The sequence below is a fragment of the Wenyingzhuangia sp. IMCC45533 genome (genome assembly GCF_054111225.1).
Window position 1 is genome coordinate 1,427,153 of sequence record NZ_CM134197.1, and the last position, 20,514, is coordinate 1,447,666.

19 protein-coding genes are annotated in these 20,514 nt (G+C 30.3%); 10 read left to right on the forward strand and 9 right to left on the reverse strand.

What is annotated here, in order from left to right; translation table 11 throughout:
* The first annotated feature begins 86 nt into the window (after positions 1 to 86).
* The 8 genes from ACXGQW_RS06285 (at position 87) to ACXGQW_RS06320 (ending at position 9,947) form a co-directional block, all read left to right on the forward strand.
* Complete coding sequence (locus tag ACXGQW_RS06285; RefSeq protein WP_457821136.1) at positions 87 to 1,220, forward strand: DNA polymerase III subunit; 1,134 nt, start codon at positions 87 to 89, stop codon at positions 1,218 to 1,220.
* Between the two features lie 251 nt (positions 1,221 to 1,471).
* Complete coding sequence (locus ACXGQW_RS06290) at positions 1,472 to 2,758, forward strand: hypothetical protein (RefSeq protein WP_457821138.1); 1,287 nt, start codon at positions 1,472 to 1,474, stop codon at positions 2,756 to 2,758.
* Between the two features lie 72 nt (positions 2,759 to 2,830).
* The gene (locus ACXGQW_RS06295) at positions 2,831 to 3,343 is read left to right on the forward strand and encodes an RNA polymerase sigma factor (RefSeq protein WP_457821140.1); all 513 of its coding nucleotides are present in this window, start codon (positions 2,831 to 2,833) and stop codon (positions 3,341 to 3,343) included.
* Between the two features lie 8 nt (positions 3,344 to 3,351).
* Entirely contained in the window at positions 3,352 to 4,239 is an 888-nt protein-coding gene (locus tag ACXGQW_RS06300; protein WP_457821142.1) for a FecR family protein, read from the forward strand.
* Entirely contained in the window at positions 4,239 to 6,509 is a 2,271-nt protein-coding gene (locus ACXGQW_RS06305) for a TonB-dependent receptor plug domain-containing protein (protein WP_457821144.1), read from the forward strand. The genes ACXGQW_RS06300 and ACXGQW_RS06305 overlap by 1 nt, the downstream gene beginning before the upstream one ends.
* Positions 6,510 to 6,518: 9 nt before the next feature.
* Complete coding sequence (locus tag ACXGQW_RS06310) at positions 6,519 to 6,878, forward strand: hypothetical protein (RefSeq protein ID WP_457821146.1); 360 nt, start codon at positions 6,519 to 6,521, stop codon at positions 6,876 to 6,878.
* A 101-nt stretch (positions 6,879 to 6,979) separates the two neighbouring features.
* Positions 6,980 to 8,977, forward strand: coding sequence for a T9SS type A sorting domain-containing protein (locus ACXGQW_RS06315; protein WP_457821148.1), 1,998 nt, complete (start codon positions 6,980 to 6,982; stop codon positions 8,975 to 8,977).
* A 94-nt stretch (positions 8,978 to 9,071) separates the two neighbouring features.
* Positions 9,072 to 9,947, forward strand: coding sequence for a helix-turn-helix transcriptional regulator (locus ACXGQW_RS06320; protein ID WP_457821149.1), 876 nt, complete (start codon positions 9,072 to 9,074; stop codon positions 9,945 to 9,947).
* A gap of 137 nt (positions 9,948 to 10,084) precedes the next feature.
* Here ACXGQW_RS06320 and ACXGQW_RS06325 read toward each other — a convergent pair whose 3' ends face one another.
* The 4 genes from ACXGQW_RS06325 to ybeY form a co-directional block, all read right to left on the reverse strand.
* A complete protein-coding gene (locus ACXGQW_RS06325; protein ID WP_457821151.1) occupies positions 10,085 to 11,089 on the reverse strand; it encodes a class I SAM-dependent methyltransferase in 1,005 nt (334 codons plus the stop codon).
* Positions 11,089 to 11,727 (reverse strand): SanA/YdcF family protein, encoded by a 639-nt coding sequence (locus tag ACXGQW_RS06330; protein ID WP_457821153.1) that lies wholly within the window; start codon positions 11,725 to 11,727, stop codon positions 11,089 to 11,091. The genes ACXGQW_RS06325 and ACXGQW_RS06330 overlap by 1 nt, the downstream gene beginning before the upstream one ends.
* Positions 11,728 to 11,825: 98 nt before the next feature.
* The gene (mnmG, locus tag ACXGQW_RS06335) at positions 11,826 to 13,703 is read right to left on the reverse strand and encodes a tRNA uridine-5-carboxymethylaminomethyl(34) synthesis enzyme MnmG (RefSeq protein WP_457821155.1); all 1,878 of its coding nucleotides are present in this window, start codon (positions 13,701 to 13,703) and stop codon (positions 11,826 to 11,828) included.
* 101 nt (positions 13,704 to 13,804) lie between these two features.
* Positions 13,805 to 14,212, reverse strand: a complete 408-nt coding sequence (gene ybeY / locus ACXGQW_RS06340; RefSeq protein WP_457821157.1) for an rRNA maturation RNase YbeY — start codon at positions 14,210 to 14,212, stop codon at positions 13,805 to 13,807.
* Positions 14,213 to 14,339: 127 nt separating this feature from the next.
* Between ybeY and gltX the strand changes: the two genes are divergently transcribed.
* Complete coding sequence (gene gltX, locus ACXGQW_RS06345; protein WP_457821159.1) at positions 14,340 to 15,860, forward strand: glutamate--tRNA ligase; 1,521 nt, start codon at positions 14,340 to 14,342, stop codon at positions 15,858 to 15,860.
* Positions 15,861 to 15,913: 53 nt separating this feature from the next.
* Here gltX and ACXGQW_RS06350 read toward each other — a convergent pair whose 3' ends face one another.
* The gene (locus tag ACXGQW_RS06350; protein WP_457821161.1) at positions 15,914 to 16,282 is read right to left on the reverse strand and encodes a 6-phosphogluconate dehydrogenase; all 369 of its coding nucleotides are present in this window, start codon (positions 16,280 to 16,282) and stop codon (positions 15,914 to 15,916) included.
* Between the two features lie 97 nt (positions 16,283 to 16,379).
* Between ACXGQW_RS06350 and ACXGQW_RS06355 the strand changes: the two genes are divergently transcribed.
* Positions 16,380 to 17,267 (forward strand): SPFH domain-containing protein, encoded by an 888-nt coding sequence (locus ACXGQW_RS06355; protein WP_457821163.1) that lies wholly within the window; start codon positions 16,380 to 16,382, stop codon positions 17,265 to 17,267.
* Positions 17,268 to 17,503: 236 nt separating this feature from the next.
* On the opposite strand, the gene ACXGQW_RS06360 is transcribed toward ACXGQW_RS06355, so the two are convergent.
* From ACXGQW_RS06360 to ACXGQW_RS06375, 4 genes are all read right to left on the reverse strand, one after another.
* Positions 17,504 to 18,886: a DUF5723 family protein gene (locus tag ACXGQW_RS06360; protein ID WP_457821165.1), complete on the reverse strand. Its 1,383-nt coding sequence runs from the start codon at positions 18,884 to 18,886 to the stop codon at positions 17,504 to 17,506.
* Between the two features lie 8 nt (positions 18,887 to 18,894).
* Positions 18,895 to 19,482, reverse strand: coding sequence for a DUF975 family protein (locus ACXGQW_RS06365; protein ID WP_457821167.1), 588 nt, complete (start codon positions 19,480 to 19,482; stop codon positions 18,895 to 18,897).
* A 62-nt stretch (positions 19,483 to 19,544) separates the two neighbouring features.
* Positions 19,545 to 19,739: a Sec-independent protein translocase subunit TatA/TatB gene (locus ACXGQW_RS06370; protein WP_457821169.1), complete on the reverse strand. Its 195-nt coding sequence runs from the start codon at positions 19,737 to 19,739 to the stop codon at positions 19,545 to 19,547.
* A gap of 54 nt (positions 19,740 to 19,793) precedes the next feature.
* On the reverse strand, positions 19,794 to 20,459 hold the full coding sequence (locus tag ACXGQW_RS06375) for a GIN domain-containing protein (protein ID WP_457821171.1): 666 nt from the start codon (positions 20,457 to 20,459) through the stop codon (positions 19,794 to 19,796).
* Positions 20,460 to 20,514 lie beyond the last annotated feature (55 nt).

The window sequence follows — 20,514 nt, forward strand, 5'->3', positions numbered from 1 at the left end:
GTTTCAACCCTAAATATTCTTAAAATAGATAAACTCATTCCTACCTTAAAAGTGCATTTAAATCATAGAATCTACTATATTTGAATATGCTTTTTAACAACCTCATTGGACAACAACATATCATCAATCACCTAAAAACCACTGCAGACAATGGCAGAATTGCACACGCGCAGCTATTTGTAGGGAAGGAAGGTGTTGGAACGTTAGCCACGGCTATTGCTTATGCTCAATATATCTTGGCCAAAAACAATGCGGAAAGTAGTGTTAAAGTAGAAAAATTACAACACCCAGATTTACATTTTTCTTTTCCGACTGCTACCAACGACAAGGTTAAAAAGCACCCTGTAAGCAAGTTGTTTTTGAGTGAATGGAGAACTTTTGTAGAAAAGCAACCTTACGGAGGTTTGTTTCAATGGTATCAACATATAGGCATAGAAAACAAACAAGGGCAAATTGGGGTTGATGAAGCCGAGGAGATTGTTAAATCTCTCAAACTAAAATCTTACGAAGGAGGTTATAAAATTATGATTATTTGGATGGCAGAAAAAATGAACAATGCTGCTGCCAATAAGTTGCTAAAACTTATAGAAGAACCTCCTGCAAAAACCATTTTTATATTGGTGGTGGAGCATAAAGAACTCGTTATTAATACGATATTGTCTCGTTGTCAGATATTAGAATTTCCGTTATTGAGCGAAGAAAGTATAGCTGATGCTTTGATTAAAAGTGAAGATTCTTTTACTGCCGAGGCTAAAAATATTGCTCACAGAGCAGAAGGTAGCTACAAAAAAGCCTTAGAATTCTTGAAAAAGGAAGGAAACGATACCGAGTTTGAACAACTTTTTATTACCTGGGTAAGAGCGGCCTTTAAGGCTAAAGGAAATGCTAGTGTTATTCAGGATTTGATTGCTTGGTCTGAGTTAATAGGTAAAATGGGAAGAGAAAAACAAAAACAGTTCTTAAATTTCTGTTTACAGTTTTTTAGACAGGCTTTGTTGTTTAACTACGGTGCTAAAGATTTGGTGTTTATGCAACCACAAACCAGTGGTTTTACCATCGATAAATTTGCTCCCTTTATTCATGGAGGCAATATAGAAGCTATTAACAAGGAATTGAATGATGCCATTTACCATATTGAAAGAAACGGAAACGCTAAACTTGTTTTGTTAGACACTTCTATCAAACTTACTAGACTGTTACATACTAAAGAACAGGTCTAAAATACTCTTGCTAGGCACCCTAAAAGAATACTTATCTGATTGAGTATAAAACCTTTTTTTTTTTTTGATAATTGCCTTGAAAAAAAACCTCTGGTTCCCCACTTTTCTACTTGAAAGCCCTACCTTTTAATAACACTACAATCCGTAAGATTTTTCACTGAGATCATCACTTTCTAAAAAAGAAATAAAAAGTGTGAGGGAAAAGAATAAATGAGTTGTCTTATTAGTATAACACACTAAATAAAAACAAAATGAAAAATTTACTTAGACTATTACTTATTTGCTTTTCTGTGGGATTTATATCTTGTCAAGAAGAAATTAATGAAGAAACCACGGAGGAAGTAGCATCAAGTACTTCCAAAAAACTAACACAAACAGACATTGACAACTTAAAAGAGATTGTAACAACTCAAGAAACAACCATTGTTTATCCAATTATTACCTTAATTTTTAACACCAACACTCAAGATACTGAGAGTAGAGATTTTAACTCAGACGAAAAACTTTTAACTTTTTTATCTAACATAAACCAAAACAACCAAATTGTTTCGTTACAATATCCTATTGTTATCAAAAATGAGAATAATGAGGATATAGAAATTCAAGGTCAAAATGACTTAAGTGATAAAATAGAAATTGCAATTAATAGCATTGAAAATAATGTCGATTATTTAAATGTTGATGAAATTGCTCTTATCGCATCATTTGTAGATACTAAACCAGAAAATTTAGATTATCCTATTACGGTTGTTTTGTTTTTCAAGGGTTCAGGGCAATCTAGTACTTCGGAAATTGAGGATCAACCAGGTTTTTATGACATTCTTGCCAGTACTAATACTGACCAAATCTCAATTTCTATAAAGTATCCAATCACATTGTTTAACAATCTTCAAGAAGAAATTACCATTGACGATAACGAAGAGTTTTTATTCCAAATTAACGAGTTAACTTCTTTGCAATCGGTAGATGTAAAAGTAAAAGCAGTGGAGTTGGGTAGTGAGAATGTTGATATCATTCAATTCTTTTTAATTCACAGCTCTTCAGATTTTGAATACCCAGTGACTATCAATGAAATTGCTAACAATACTTCTACTATTTTGAGATCGCAAAATGAATTTAAAACTTACTTATTTCAACTAAGCGATAATACCAGTGCGAATATACAATTACCCGTTGCCATTTTTGACGGACAACAAAACAGAATTGAATTCGACAATTTTAAAGAGTTTACAGATAAAATTAAACAACTCACTGATACGCTAACAACAAATGAAGTAGCTACTATTTTAAATTTTGCCAAAAGTACCAACAACTCAAACAGCATTCATTTTCCTATAAAAACAGAAAGTTTTTTTAAGGATGAAAATCAGAATGGTAATTTAATAATAAACGATAATTCTAGTTTGATTTCTTTTTTAGAAGGAACTGATTTTAACAATGTTTTATTGGGACTACAATATCCTATTGAGATTTTTAACGAATTACAAGAAGTAATTACCGTTAACAATAACGATGAATTGTTAAGCCACTTAAAATAATCTCTACTTTATATTTTAACAAATACGCTGCTAGTATACCATACTAGTAGCTTATTTTCTAAAAAATATTTTATGAAAAATGTGCTTTGTGAGAACGATTTTTTTGAAAACTTATACAAAAGTCATTTAAAAAATGCTACTAATTTTGCCTTTTATAAATGCGGAAATCAGAGCGATGCTTTAGACTTGGTACAAGAAGCTTTTTTGAACATTTGGAAAAACTGCGCTAAAATAGATGTTACTAAAATTAAAACGTATCTATTCACTAGCATCAATCATTTGTTTTTAAACAACATTAAGCATCAAAAAGTAGTCTTTTCATACAAAGAAGAGACTCCTTTTTTTGATAGAGATAATCAAAACCCAGAATATATTTTTGAAGAAAATGAATACAAAAAAATATTACTAGCCAATATTGCTGCCTTACCAGAGGATGAGAGACAGATTTTTTTACTGAATAGAATAGAGGGTAAAAAATTTAGAGAGATTGCTGAAATATTGAATATATCTCAAAAAACGGTGGAAAGAAAAATATCTAAAGCGATTAAAAACTTAAATCTTAAAACCAAATTTTCTAAATCCTAACGTTGATAATGATGAAATCTGAAAAAGAAATTTTAGCCTGGTTGGATGGAACATCGACCTCAAACGATGAGAAAAATATTGACAATAATGAGCTAAAAAAAATAGCCCATTATACCTCTCACATTAAAACACCAAATATTGATATAGATTTAGAATGGAAGAAGTTTGACAATCTAAAGAAACAGCAGATAAAACCTAAGGAAATTCTATCCATTCGTTTTTTTATGAAATTTGCTGCTGCCATTTTGCTATTCGTTATTCCTACGGTTACTTACGTATATTTTTTCCAACAAACTACAATAGTAAGTAATTCTACTATAAACACAGCCTATCAATTACCAGATGATTCTAAAGTTTATCTCAACAGAAATTCAGAGATAGCTTATTCCAAATTTAACTGGAAAAATAATAGGGAGATTCAATTAAAAGGAGAAGCGTTTTTTGAGGTAGAAAAAGGAAAAAAATTTAGCGTAACATCTAGTAGCGGGAAGGTTACTGTATTGGGAACTAAATTTAATATTAAGGACCACAAGACTTATTTTGAAGTTAAATGCTTTAAAGGCTTAGTACGCGTAGAAACGCGCAGTAAAACCGTGCAGTTAAGCAAGGGACAACGTTTTGAAATTAATCATTCTAGAGTAAAAACATTTGAGCATGGAACGATGCCTTTGTGGCTACAAAATGAAAGTGTTTTTGAACAAACCAAACTTATTCATGTGTTAAATAAATTGGAACAAGAATATCAGGTAACCATAAAACTTAATCATATAAACCCTAACACACTTTTTACTGGAGCTATTCCGCATAATAATTTAGATATTGCCTTAAAAGCGATTACAGTACCCTTAAACATCCGTTTTAAAATGAATAACAACATTATTATCCTATATCCTTAATGGCTAAATATATTACTCTATTTTTAGTACTTATATTTAATGTTGAGACCTGCAATGCGCAACAAAAAAAAGTGCTGCTTAAAAGTGTAATTACTGATATTGAGAAAAAGTTTGATGTTAGATTTTCATCTGCATCTAATGACGTGAAAAATATTAAAATTTCACCTCCTAAAAACGCTTTAAGTTTAAAAGAATTTATTGAATATTTTAATGCAAATACTTCTCTAAATTTTTCATTTTTAACTGGGAGATATATTACCATACAAAAGAAAAAACCTCCTAAAATAGAGGTTCTGAATCCGGTTATTATTACCCAGTATTTAACTAAAGGAATTCAAAAAAGGAAAGACGGTAGTATTGTTTTAAACAGCAAAAATTTTGGAATACTCCCCGGGTTATCAGATCCAGATGTTATACAGGTTTTACAAACTTTACCTGGAGTAAATAGTTCAAACGAAAGTTTGAATTATTTGAACGTTAGAGGAGGTACCAATGATCAGAATTTGGTGTTATGGAACGAAATTAAAATGTATCATTCTGCACATTTTTTTGGTTTGATATCTGCGTATAATCCGTTTTTTATTACCCGAACACAGGTAACAAAAAACGGAACTAGTAGTTTGTATTCTGACGGAGTTTCTGGAACTATTAAGATGTTTACTGATGATGAGATAAACGAAGAAACAAGCGGGTCATTTGGAATGAATTTAATCAATCAAGATGCTTATATAAAAATTCCTGTTTCCGAAAAATTAGCTATTCACCTTTCTGGACGCAGATCATTTACAGACTATATTCAAACCAAAACCTATAGAAATTTTATAGAAAAAAGCTTACAAAATAGCGATTTGAACGTAGGTTTAAATAACAACGAAACTGATTTTTACTTTTATGATTATACGGCCAAATTGCTCTATAATGTCAATCAAAAAAATAAAATTAGAATCAACTTTATCAACATCAACAATCAGTTAAATTATAGAGAGCCAGACACTAATCAGTCTTTTAAAAAAACAAGTAATTTAAGTCAGGACAAATTGGGTTTGGGAGTCTCGTGGAATTCTAAATGGAATTCAAAATTCTCTTCCCTTTTTAATTTTTATCATTCCAACTACAACATTAATACTTTTGATGATAGAATTACAGTTAACCAAATTTTACAACAAAAAAATACAGTTACAGAAAATAATATTAGGTTAAATAACATTTATAAATACAATACTAAAATTGCATTAAAATTTGGGTTACAAATAAACGAAACAGGGATATTAAATACTACGTTGGTAAACAATCCAAAATTTAAAAGCATCCAAAAGGAGGTTTTAATTACCTCTGCTCTATTTTCTGAAATAGAATATAACTTTAAGAAAACCTATATAAAAACTGGAGTAAGAATTAACCACATAGACAAGTTTAATAAATTGATTCTTGAGCCAAGAATTAATTATAATTACAAATTAAATCGGTTTTTAAGTTTTCATATTATGGCAGAATTTAAACATCAATCTGCCAGTCAAATTATAGACTTTAACGATAATTTTTTGGGAGTAGAAAACAGAAGGTGGGTATTAGCAAACGGAGAAGAATATAAGGTGATTAAAAGCAAACAATTGGATGTGGGTCTTACTTATAAAAGAGATAATTATCTGCTAGAAATCAATCCGTTTTTTAAACAAATTAACAACATAAATACGCAAAGCCAAGGTTTTCAAAATCAATTTAAATTTATCAGTAAAATAGGAAATTACCGTGTAAATGGAATTGAATTATTAGTCAATAAAACGTATAAGAACTACAGTACTTGGCTAAGTTATACTTTTAGTAAAAACACCTATAATTTTGATAATTTAAATCCTTCGGAATTTGCAAATAATGTAGATGTAAGACATATTGCAAACCTAGTTTTTAGTTATACTTTTGCGAAAAAAATTGAATTTTCTATGGGTGTGTTGTACAAAACAGGTAATAATTTTACGGAGCTCAATAGAAACAATAATGTTATTGAGCAAAACGGTAGTAGCGTTCTTAATTTTAATCAACCTAACAGCAATGTTCTAAGTCATTTTTTTAGGATAGACAGCTCCTTAAAGTATAACTTTAGTTTGTCTGAAAACATAACTGGAGCTCTAAATTTGGGAATTGCGAATATCTTTAATCAACAAAAAACTGCCAATCAGAATTATTTAATTGCCAACGATAAAATTTTAAATATAAAGGATACTTCTTTAAAACTAACTCCTAATTTTGGGATGAGATTATTTTTTAACTAACAACTAAAAATGTTAATATACATTCTAGCCTTTTTAACCCTATCTTTTGGATACTCTTTGTTTGAAAAACTAAGCGATAAAAATGGATATATTTCCTTTTTAAATCATCATTTAAAAACCAAAAATTACGGAAAAGTATTCTGGTATTTGTTAGTAACCACAAATACTATTACAACTGCTTTTTTAGTCATGGGTATTTGCTCTAATTTACTTGATGTCAATTGGGTGTCCTTGAGAATAGTTTTTAAAATATGTGCTGTTAATATTCTAATATTATTATTTGGACAAAGATTGGCCGGAGATTATCAGGGAGCAGCTAATTTGGGTGTCTACATGATTTTAGCTGTAATAGGTTGGTATTTGAGTTAGTGAATCCTTATTGATAAAGGTAGGTAAATATACCCTAAATAGGGTATTGTTTATTCTAATAAGAAGTGTGAATTTTATTCTCTCAAACTAAATCTACCAATATGAAAACAAAATTACTCGTATTCCTATTTTTTTTAGGTATCTCCTCGGTAAAAGCTCAACCCGACATTATTACCAACCTAACCACTTATGCTTCAGGACTAGACAATCCAAAAGATATTAAAGTTGTTGATAGTATTTTATATGTAGCAACAACTACACAGTTACTTTCTTACGATTTAAAAATTAATAACCCTACACCAAACGTTGTTTTTACTGTACCAAGTAGCACTACTACTTCTCAAAGTTTTGTTACCACCTTTAATATTAGAAACGGTGTTGCCTTAGTGGTTAGTGAAGAAATTAACCCTGTAGAAGATGCATTTGTAGATAGTAAAGTTAATCGAATAGTATTATCTAACACAAGCATCAACAATGTAATTGATACTTCAGCCAACTACGTTAGTGCTGTAATTTTTGATGGCAATCTTTTGTATCGAACCATAGAAATTGGAGAAATGTCTTCTCTTATTGTAAGAGATGTAAGTATTTCTGGATCTACTTTTACTACACTAGCCACTTTTAATGGTGTTGTTAACGACTTAGCTATTTTTGATGATTTGGTTCTTGTAAGTCATCGTGACAACAGACTTAGCTATGTAAATGTAAATGATAGTTCTCCTAGCTTATTACCGTTAAATATTGGTACAAGTTCTATAAATAGTTTAGGAATTCAAGTGCTTAAAGAGCAATTATTTTTTACTAATGACAATATTATCTACGAAGGATCTCTATTTGATGAAATTGTTAATATAGATGAGTTTGAATTAATTGAGAACACCACTTTTGAAACTGATAACAACGAAGATTCGTTTTCCGATATATTTATTTACAGAGGAATAGCTTACATGACTATAATGGATAGAGGATTGATTGTTACAGCTCAAATTGAGTCTGATATTGAATGTACAAATTCCAATGGAACTACTTTTAATGATGTTTTAGAAAATCTAGATTCTCCATCAAAACTTATTATTTTTAATAACGAAATATACTTCGATGAACCCTTAGTAGGAATTTCTAAATTAAATTTGAGTAGTCTAGTAATATCACCTTTATATTCAGCAGCTAAAAGCGGTAATAACTATGAAATAATACAAGACTATGCTTTGGACAGCAATCATTTATATTTTAACTCTATAACTGTTGATGTATCTAATTTTGACCACATTTCTTCTGATATAAAAAGAATTGACATAAACGGTTTGAATTTTGCTGTTGAAACTCTTGTTAGTTCTAGCGTTGAAGCCGAAACTATTGCAGGTGTCACAATCAACAACAATGAGCTTATTTACGCTGTTATTGATCCCAATTCAGATGAAGACAGCACTAAAATATTTACTTACGATTTGGATAGTAATTCCTCTAATGATGAAAATGTAACACTTGATTTTTTAATTGAAAGTAGTGCGACAAATTCAGACGATATATACCTAACAGACGGTGAAAAGATTTACAAAGGTGATTTGAACAATTTAGGAGCTAATCTTACAACTTTTTTGGACAATTCAACCGACGGAGGATATATAGAAAGTATCTCAATCAACAATGATAATATTTATTTATCCACAGGTCAAAATATTGAGTTTATCAGCTTATCAAATACAGATCCTAACGCTACTCCAAGTACAATAGCAACTAATAGTAGTATATTACAAGACATTGGTTACGGCACCACTGCATGTGGTCTTTTTGAGGGTATTGCTGTAGATGGTTTAAAAACTTATACGTCTCTGACAGGATCTGGTAAAATAGTTAGCTTTGATACATCCTCACTATCCAGTAACATTATAAATGCTAAGTCAAGTCATTTCTTCTCGCTAAATGATAAAGTTTTAAGTTTTAATGACAAAAATTTAAACGTGAGTATCTATACAATTACTGGAAACAAAGTTTTGGATATTAATACTTCAGAATCTAGAGAGCTGAACCTGAAAAATCTAGAGTCCGCTATTTATATTATTAAAATTAACTCTCAAAGTTTTAAATTAGTTTTATAATAAATTATTTATTCAATTTAAATTACTACGAGAGCAAAACGTAAAGTCTTGTTCTTGTAGTAATTTCATATTACCATTGGCAAAAAATTAAAGTATGGATTTTGAATGGTTAGATTTAGAACTAGATTTGTTTACTGATAAATTGAACCAATTAAATTTGTTAAATTGTGATAAAATTAACACTCCTTACTTTCTTACAATCTTAAATTCGTCTAACTACATGCTAACTTTGCATGATGTAGAATACTATAGACCTCTTATGATAAACGATAAAATGAAAAATTTTTATGGTTTTAAAAAAAATTATTTAAGAGGAATCAATTATTTATTTTATCTAAAAACTATTCATATATCTACCTATAATAGTTTATTGAGTTCCATTTCATTTTTTAGAAAAGACCATCTAGAAAAATTACATCTTAATTATATGCTACTGCGTAAAGATAAAGAATGGAAACCTGTTATTGGTAGTACTAAAACCATTCTTAGAAATAAATATGGAAAGCCAAAATATGCACTAACACTAGCTGTTGAGAACGAACATACAAATAACAATATCTATAAACTCAAAACGAGTTTATTAACTAATAAAGAAAAGCAAATTGTAGAATTTTATAGAAAAGGATTATCCAAATCTAAGATCTCGGAAAATTTGAACATTTCTGAGCATACAATACATTCTCATCTTAAAAATATATACAAAAAGTTAGGCATTTCAAAAATAACTGAATTGTTTGCACTGAATAATCAAATCTTAAAAAACAAAGTTAAGGGTAAAGAAAAATTAAATAGTTTATCTAAAAGAGAATTACAAGTAGCTGAACTTTTAGTCATTGGTTTAACTAAAAAAGAAATTTCGTTGTGTCTGAACATTTCTGAATTAACAGTTCATACACATACTAAAAATATATATAGAAAATTAAAAATCTCTCGAATCAGTGAATTGATAAATCTTGACACTTATAATTAGTGAAATCTATACTAAAAAAATTTAAAATAAGTTTTAGCTATTAAAAATAATCCTATATTAACCTTTTCAGCGTTTATTAAATTTTTGACTACAAAATGTTCCTGTTTGAACAATTATTGCTTTAAATCTTCTTAAAATTAGCTTTTCATGTTTTTAAGGACGTAAATTAAAGAAGAGTACTCTCCCGTGCGTTTTGCAGACCTGTTAGATTTAATTCCATTCATAAAAGCTTTGATAAAATTCTTTTTTCCTGTTTTGTATTTCTCACTTAAAAGTGAAACATAAAAAGCGTCAAATTTCATAGGAATGGTTTGAACTACTTTTATCAATTCTGTAGAAAATAATCTATGAATCGCAGTTTGAGAAAAATGCCATAAGTGTCTGGGGACATCATAAGCAGCCCAAAATTCTTTATAATGCTCTGCATCAAAACTTTTAAAATTGGGAACCGCTATAATTAAAGTACCATTTGGTTTTAGTAGTTTTTTTAATCTGTAGATATACATATCCAAATCATAAACATGTTCTAACACATGCCACATGGTAATTACATCAAACTGATAAGGATCTTCTGCTGTTTCGTTATAATTACCATCAAACTTTAAAACTTCTTTTTCTATATCTTTCGTTTCGTGTTCGTTATGATGATATAGCTTGGTATGCTTATAACTTTCCTTAAAATCGATATTCTTTTCTTCCCCTGCAAAATCATCGTCAAAAAAAGCATGAATATCTGTGTAAATATAAGTACCCTTCTTTAGTTTTTCTTGAGCTTTCTCACTGGCTTTTTTATTGGGTTCAATCCCCGTTACTTTCCATCCCGATTGCTGACAAGTCTTTAAAAAATCTCCTGTTCCACATCCAATATCTAACAAGGTTCTTTCCTTAAAATCAAAGGAATTAATTAATTTCAACTTTTTCTTCAGCGTATATTTCTTTACGCAGTTGTAGATTAACTCTGTAACGGTTTTCCTACGATCCGTGTGCGAAACGTACTCCGTACTCTCGTAGTATTTAACTAAGTCCTCTTTGTTCGGTCTAGGATTGGTAATTAACAAATCAATTCTGTCATCCAACAAAAGTTCAAATTTTTGATTAGATACAGCATAGTCTTTGGTTTTTAAATAGGATTCTAAGGCCATTATTTTATTTGTATTGGATTCCCTAAAAACTTAGGTTTTACGCGAAATAAAATATCTACAAACACTTTTGTTCTTGCAAGATACTCTCGCAAATATACTTTAATACCATACTTTTTACTAACAGTTTTAGCATTAAATCCTACCGCATTAATTCCATGTAATTCTGCTAAAAAGACAGCTCTTTCATTATGAAATTCTTGAGAAATAATTGTAATCGTATGTAATCCAAATATTTTATTTGCTCTAATAACTGAATCTAACGTTCTAAAGCCTGCGTAGTCCAAATATATTTTATTTGATGGTATTCCCCTTTTTATCAACGCATTTTTAAAATCCGTAGGCTCTTCATAATCCTTATTACTATTGTCACCACTTACTAAAATATATTTTATTTTTCCTGATTTATGTAATGCTTCGGTAGCAGTTACTCTGTATTGAAAATAGGCATTTATCTCTCCGTTACTTAATAATTTTGAAGTTCCTAACACCAATCCCACTCTATTGTATTCAATGAGCTGCACATCATCATAAACTTTATTTTTAACACTTATTTCTATCACATAATAGGGTAAAATTGAAGAGAGTACTGCAACGACTATTCCGATTTTTAATATCTTTTTTAAGGTACCCTTTTTCATAAAACTTATTTTCAAAAGAAATTAAATGTATTAAAAAACCGATACCTTTTGAAGTATCGGTTCTATTATCTTAAAAAGTTCCACGTGGAACTTTTGAGTTATCTACCCATGTAAACTAATAATACAGAAACATCAGAAGGAGACACTCCACTTATTCTACTTGCTTGAGAAATAGTTACGGGTTGTATTTTAGTTAGTTTTTGTTGAGCTTCCGTAGATAAAGACTTTACTTTATAATAGTCAAAATTCTTAGGAATGGATATATTTTCCAAACGCTGAAGCTTATCTGCATTATTCTTTTCTTTAGCAATATAGCCTGCATATTTTACCTTTACTTCTGCCTGCTCTACTATTTCAGAATCAATATTATGTTTTTCTATAAACTCTGCTACTCCAGGAAATTTAATAACGTCTGAAAAATCTATTTGAGGACGAGACGCTATTTTATACATTTTGAGAGATTGCTTTACTAAGGAAGATCCTTTGTTTTCTAAAATTGTATTGACCTCCTCTGGTTTGATACTTGTTTCTTCTAAAAACTGAACCAACAAGTCGGATTTTTCTACTTTTTCTTTTACTCGTTGCAAGCGTTCATCAGAAGCCAAACCAATTTTATGAGCTATTGGAGTTAATCTAATATCTGCATTATCTTGTCGTAATAACGTTCTATACTCAGCCCTAGAAGTAAACATTCTGTAAGGCTCTTCTGTACCTTTTGTAATTAAATCATCTATTAAAACACCAATGTATGCTTCATCTCTTTTTAAGATAAACGGAGGTCTATTTTGAGCTTTAAGAGCAGCGTTTATTCCTGCCATTAAACCTTGTGCTCCTGCTTCTTCATAACCCGTTGTTCCATTAATTTGCCCTGCAAAAAATAAATTTTTGACCAACTTAGTTTCTAAAGAATGTGTTAACTGAGTGGGTGGAAAATAATCATACTCTATAGCATAACCATAACGTAAAAACTTCACATTTTCAAAACCTGCCACTTTACGTAACGCTTTATCTTGCACATCTTCTGGCAAAGAAGTTGAAAATCCGTTGACGTAGATTTCTACAGTATTCCAACCTTCTGGTTCCACAAAAATTTGATGTTTATCTTTGGTAGCGAAACGATCTATTTTATCCTCAATGGAAGGACAATATCTAGGACCTGTGGACTGAATTCTACCATTAAACATAGGAGATCTATCAAAACCAGAACGTAGTAAATCGTGAACTTCTTGTGAAGTGTAACTCATATAACAAGAACGTTGATCTGTTAGAGGTTTGGTAGATTCTAAATAAGAGAATTTTTCAGGATTTTCATCTCCTGGTTGTTCTATCATTTTAGAAAAATCCAAGGATCTTGCATCTACTCGTGGTGGTGTACCCGTTTTCATTCTTCCAGCTTCAAAACCAACTGCTACCAAATCTTCCGTAATTCCAGTAGAGGCTCTTTCACCAGATCTACCTCCTCCAAAAGATTTTTCTCCGATGTGTATCAACCCGTTTAGAAAAGTACCTGCAGTGATAATTACTGATTTAGCTTTGATGTTAAAATCCAACGTAGTCCTTACACCCTTTATTTCTCCATCTTCAATAATTAATCCTTTAATCATATCTTGATAGAAATCAAGATTATCGATATTTTCAAGTTGCATACGCCATTCTTCTGCAAAACGCATTCTATCCGATTGTGCTCGTGGGCTCCACATGGCAGGACCTTTGGATTTATTCAACATCTTAAATTGGATAGCAGTTTTATCTGTTACAATACCACTATAACCTCCTAAGGCATCTATTTCTCTTACAATTTGTCCTTTTGCAATTCCTCCCATAGCAGGATTACAGCTCATTTGTGCAATGTTTTGGAGACTCATCGTTACCAATAAAGTTTTAGCTCCCATATTAGCAGCAGCAGCAGCAGCTTCAGAACCTGCATGTCCACCACCAACAACAATCACGTCGTAAGTATCCGTAAATAAACTCATATTATTAATTTAAAAATTGAATATTAAAACATGTAATTTCCTCAAATTCAAATTGAAGAATTTACATATTCAATTTAAGTTCCACGTGGAACTTTATATTTTTACAAAGTATTAATATAATAATCTTCTTTCCTTCTCATTATTCTTGCATCAGACTCAGATTTATCTTTGTATCCGCAGTAATGTAAAATTCCATGAATAATCACCCTTGGTAATTCTTCATCAAAATAAATGCCTAAATCTTTGGCATTATCTTTCACTCGCTCGATAGATATAAATATATCTCCAGAGACCAACTTACCCATAGTATAATCAAAACTTATAATATCCGTTAAAGTATCATGATTTAAGAATTCCACGTTCAGTTTATGTAAATAATCATCATCACAAAAAATATAATTAATATCACCTTCCTCAAAACCTTCTTCTTTTAAAGCGTTTTGAATCCAACTAATGTAATTTTCTATATTAACTAATTCAAAATCAGTTTCATAAGTAAATTCAATCATCTTATTTTTTTGATTTGCAAAGATAATAAATTACAAATTAGTAGCTAGACAATAAATCAACTATAAACCACGCAAAAAACAAGAGATAACTTATATTTGCCTTACCGTAAAAACTAAATTATTTATCATGGAAAACGTACGTGTAAGATTTGCTCCTAGCCCAACGGGACCATTACATATTGGCGGAGTGAGAACTGCTTTATTTAATTATTTGTTTGCAAAAAAACATAAAGGAACATTTGTATTGAGAATTGAAGATACAGATCAAACTAGATACGTTGCCAATGCAGAAAGCTATATAACGGAAGCGTTGGAATGGTGTGGTATTCCCTTTGACGAAGGTCCTAATAAAAACGAAAAATTTGGTCCTTATAGACAATCCGAAAGAAAAGAATTATATAAGAAATATGCTGATGCTTTAGTTGCAAGCAACCAAGCGTATTATGCTTTTGATACTGCTGAAGAATTGGACAAATTACGAAGTGAAGCGGAAAGTAATAAAACTGTTTTTGTCTATAGTAATGTTTCACGTGAAACATTAAACAACTCTATCAATTTAAACGCTGATGAAGTAAACGAAAAAATTGAAAATGGTGAAAAATATGTAATAAGGTTTAAGACACCTAAAGATCAAAAGCTAATTTTAGATGATATGATTCGCGGTGAAATTGTTATTGATACTAACACTTTGGATGATAAAATTTTATTTAAGTCTGACGGAATGCCTACTTATCATTTAGCAAATATCGTTGATGATCATTTGATGCAAATTAGTCATGTAATTCGTGGTGAGGAATGGTTACCTTCCCTACCATTACACTCTTTACTTTATGAAGCTTTTGGTTGGATTGCTCCTAAGTTTGCACACTTACCTTTAATTTTAAAGCCTGTAGGAAAAGGTAAATTGAGTAAGCGTGATGGGGATAAATTAGGTTTTCCTGTTTTCCCATTAAATTATGTGAACGAGAAAACAAATGAGGTTTCTACTGGCTATAAGGAAGAAGGATATTTTTCTGATGCGTTTATCAATATGCTAGCTTTGTTAGGTTGGAATCCTGGAACTGAACAAGAAATATTCTCTTTGGATGAATTATGCAATGAATTTAGTATAGAACGTGTTTCTAAATCTGGAGCCAAGTTTAGTCCAGATAAAACTAAATGGTTCAATCAGCAATACCTACAATCTGCTACTACCAATAGATTATTAGTTGAATTCAAAACTTTATTTCCAAAGCAACTTGATGGCTTTAGCGACGTATACATTTCTAAAGTTATAGAAGCCGTAAAAGAACGTGCTGTTTTTACCAAAGATTTATGGGAGCTTTCTAATTACTACTTTGAAAATCCTAAAGAATTTGATACCAAGGCTGCCAAAAAACAATGGAAAACAGACACAGGTTCCTTAATGGCAACTGTTGCTGATATTATTGAAAAAATAAGTAACGAAAACTTTTCAAGTGCTAACATTGAAGCTACCATTAAAGAATTTATCACGAGTAATGAATTAGGCTTTGGAAAAGTAATGCAACCTTTACGTTTGAGTATTGTGGGTGCTATGAAAGGTCCTCATCTTTTTGATATTATTGAAATGATAGGTAAGCAAAAAACTAAGGAAAGAATAGCTTATGCTATTAAGACACTATCTTAAATAAAAAAAGGGTTACCATTTGGTAACCCTTTTTTTATACTATCATATTTCCTTTAGTAAAAATTCATATTGCTATCCATCACCTCTTCGGCATCAATCACAAAATACTTGGTATCTCCCCACCAAGGCATGGTCACAAATTTTTCTTTATAAGTCAACTTAACCGCTTTACCTTGTAAGTCTTTTAATTTATCTATAATTACTTCCTCTTCATCTAAAACAGAAAATCTAAAAATCTGAGCATCTGACACTCCTTGGCTAATTTCACCTTCCCAAGTTTTAAAAAATATTCCTTTGTTAGAAATTTTCACCAATCTACCAGAGCGGTATCCTTCACTAAAATTTAAGTAATACCCAATAGTAAAAAATAAGACAACTGATATCACTATCAGTCCTAAAAATACAGTTATAAATTTTTTCATATTCTATCTTTTATTTGTGTGAATAAAAATAACATATGAAAAGTTAATATCGGTTGATTTTCGTTAACTTATTCTCTCAAATTTAAAGAAAAAACAAATGAGCGCATTATTATTAGTCCCAATTGCCATTATCATCTTTCTAGGCATATTTACCGTAAAACAGCAAACAACAGCCATTATAGAAAGATTTGGAAAGTTCATTGGAATTAGACAGGCAGGGTTACATTTTAAAATTCCCTTTATTGATAAGATAGCGGGTAGAGTTAGTTTAAAAATTCAACAGTTAGACGTATTAGTGGAAACTAAAACGAAAGATGATGTATTTGTACAAATGAAAATTTCTGTTCAGTTTCAAATTTTAAGAGAAAAAGTTGAAGATGCTTTTTATAAGCTACAAAATCCCCATGATCAAATAACTGCCTATATTTTTGATGTAGTAAGAGCAGAAGTTCCTAAAATGCGTTTAGACGACGTATTTGAAAAAAAGGATGACATAGCCTTAGCTATACAAAGAGAATTGAAAGAGGCTATGTTAAGTTACGGATATGACATTGTAAAAGCGTTGGTTACTGACATAGATCCTGATGCACAAGTTAAAGAAGCCATGAATAGAATTAATGCTGCTGAAAGAGAAAAGATTGCCGCACAATTTGAAGGAGATGCGCAACGTATTTCCATTGTAGAAAAAGCCAAAGGAGAAGCAGAAAGTAAGCGTTTACAGGGTAAGGGAATTGCAGACCAGAGAAGAGAGATAGCTAGAGGTTTGGAAGAGTCTGTAGAAACCTTAAACAAAGCGGGAATCAATAGTCAAGAGGCTTCTGCCTTAATTGTGATTACACAACACTATGATACTTTGCAATCCATCGGTAGCGAAAGTAAAAGTAATTTAATACTACTGCCTAACAACCCCAATGCGGCTAGCAGTATGTTGAATGATATGGTGACAAGTTTGGTAGCTGCTGATAAACTGAATAATAACAAATAGTCTAATTAATGTGAGTTCCATAGAGTTGATGTCAGACTTTGGAATAGCTATATAGAATAACTTATGATTGAAATTGTATTAACAAATTTAATTATGAGCAATAATAAAAAACTAGCTTTATAATATTTTTACGCAATTTTTAACGGTAAATAGTAGTATTTTTCTGAAGTCTAACTCATATTGAGTCCCATTTTATGTAATTTGAAACTACATGGTTGAAATACGAGTTACTACTCCTAATTACTTACGTGATATCTATAATTATCCTTGTATTCTTTCACTACTTTCTTATGATAAATGGGAATTTTAAATCCTAAGAACACATCTGCTTCTTTTGATAGATTGGTTAGATTCGTAAAAAAAGAAGAACTTCCCAAAAAGAAATAACCTGTTCTAAATCCTATTCCTGATTTAAAAACACCGAATCTATTGATACTCATTGGTAAGAAAGCCGAAAAATGTTGAGATTCATATCTTGCCGACAAGGTTGCAGTAGAGATAGATTTAATTTGTTTTAAGTTAGAATTTGAGAGTAAAAATAAATCTAAATTTAAATTAACATACCAGTGAGGTTTGATATAATAATCGAAGTTGATATGAGCTGTAGTAGGTAAAATATAATTGGTTTTTTCTCTTCTTTTATTTGATATGTTTAGATGATCTTCCAGATTAAAAGTTTCGCTAGGAACTCTTAAATCGAATCTATTAACTTGATTTCTTGTATTGTTAAATGATAAAAAACCAATATCAGTAACGGCAACAGAAAGTTTATATTGATAAGGTGCTTTGCTATAATAAACTCCATTTTTATCTTTTGAAAGACTAGCTAGAGTTCTATTTCTTTTCTCGTATACAAGACCAATATCAATAGACTGACCATAATTAGCTCCCTTGCTGCTATAAGACAAATTTACATCTCCATCAATATCTATCACGTTATTCAAGGGATTTGACGAGTCGGTTGTTAAATTAGAATTGAAATCGTCCAGAGAAACTGAAAAAGCTCTGATTCCTCTCAAAAATTTTAAACTAACACCATACTTAAAAAAATGATCTTTTTGATGTAATAAAACCTTTGCATAAGTAAAACCTATCTCTGCCCAAGACACAATATTACCTCCACCTCCTACCCTGCTAAAATCATCGGTTAGCAATCTTTGTGGATTATTGTCGTAAAAATCACTGCTAATTTTATCAAAAGTATCAGCATCTATATTGAGAATACTTGCATAGGTTCTAATAGCAGAGGTAAAAGAAATAGCTGTTTTTTTATCTAAATTAATTAAAACAGAAGGTCCTAAAACTTGATTGGTTGTATAAAAGCTGGAGTTTTTAGAAAAATTCTCTTCTTTTATATATTCATCTAAGCTTTTAAATCTGTTTTCTTTAAAATCAACATCTCCCAAAATCTCAAAAGGATTGAATACTACGGCATCATTTCCAGCATTTAAATCGCCAGAAAATAGGTTGATATCAGTTTTGTAAAAAGTATCTACAATATTTGAAGGATTGTATATTACGCTTTGAATTCCAGAAAAATTATCTATAAATCCAATAGATGTTTGTGCATTAATGGAGCTTACAAACAGTATTAAAATTCCTTTCAAATATTTTATCATATAGTTATTTAAGTGGGATGACTAACCTTCTTTAAATGCTGATAAAAATTAGCAAAGGCTACATATTGAATGGGAGCTACTAAAAAAGCCAACATAACAAGTTTGCTCAATGCTAATAATACCGTTATTAGTGTGAATACAATAAACAAACCAAAAAAATTAAATTCGTTTCCTCTCATCAAATTTTTACTCATTTTAAATACCTCTAACGGTTCTAATTCTGGATTTTCTACTAAAATAAAAAATGATTGTGATAGCCATATCATAGCTATGATTCCTGGAATGATAAATAACAGCATCCCTCCAATAATAAATACCAGTGAAAGTAAAAATACCCCCATAGCATTTTTAAAAAATTTAAATCCTTCGAAAACATGCGTAATATGAACATCTTTTTTATTGACGATTAATAAGGCTATTTTAAATATTCCAGCCCTCAAGGGACCAGAAAAAATTAAAATTAATAACAAACCCAATATTTTGTGGTATTGGATAGTTACCGGTAATAAGCTTACCAATAAGGATGATAATAAAGCTACGCTCCAGTATCCTTTTAAATCTATTACAGATTTTTTTATAATTTCTATATGGTTCATTTTTATGTAAAAAAAAACCTACTCTTTTCAGAATAGGCAAGTGTATATATATTTTTTGAGGATTACTTTTTATCCTCTTCTATTTTTTTTTCGTCCTCTTCGTCTTGAGAAGCTTTTTTAAATTCCTTGATTCCTCCGCCAAGACCTTTCATTAACTCAGGTATTTTACGACCTCCAAACAACAATAAAACAATAACAGCAATGATTACCCATTGTCCTGGTCCTACAAATCCTAAAGTTATATTTAAAGTATTCATTATCATTTATCTTTTTGAAGCTACAAATATAGTAATTTACATCTTAAGAAATACTTACTTTTTTTTGTGTATTACTTTTCCTAAAAATGTTTTTTCGTTAACAGAAAACGGATCTCCCATGTATACAATTTCTCCTTTTAATTTTGCGTTGGCATCTAAAAATTCTGATACATAAATACCTGCATTTCCTGCTTTTACTTCTACCGTAGCTTTTTTACTTTTTAAATTGAAAGCATCGTACATACTTTTGGTATTCACTTTCACTTTCTGATCGTCAGCAAAGCCTTTTAAAAGCAAATTACTACCTAAATCTAGCCTTGCTACCAAATATTTAGTTTGAACTGTTAAATCTGCTTTAACGTTGTTAATAGCTTCAAATTCTAAAAATTTTTCGATGATAGGTTCTTTAGAAGTAAAAATTACATTATTAGCTAATTTGATATTTCTTAAACCCTCTGAATAGTAAATTTTAACTTTTAAATCGCTTTTAAACTTTTTACCTAAAGAAGTAGATAGTTTTAATTCTTTTCCTTTGTTGTTTACTGATAATTTATCAACGTCTTTACCTGTAACCTCCAACTTAAAACCATTAGCTAAAATTAACTCTACCTCCATAGCGCTGGTAATAGAAATAGCTTTAAATGGTTTTAAATTTCTAACTAAATCTTGTGCAAAATTTATTTGAGTGATGAATAGCAACGCTAAAAAAATTCTTTTCATAATCTCTAATATTATTAGTTTTGATGTACCGTAGCTTAAGGAATGTATTTAACAA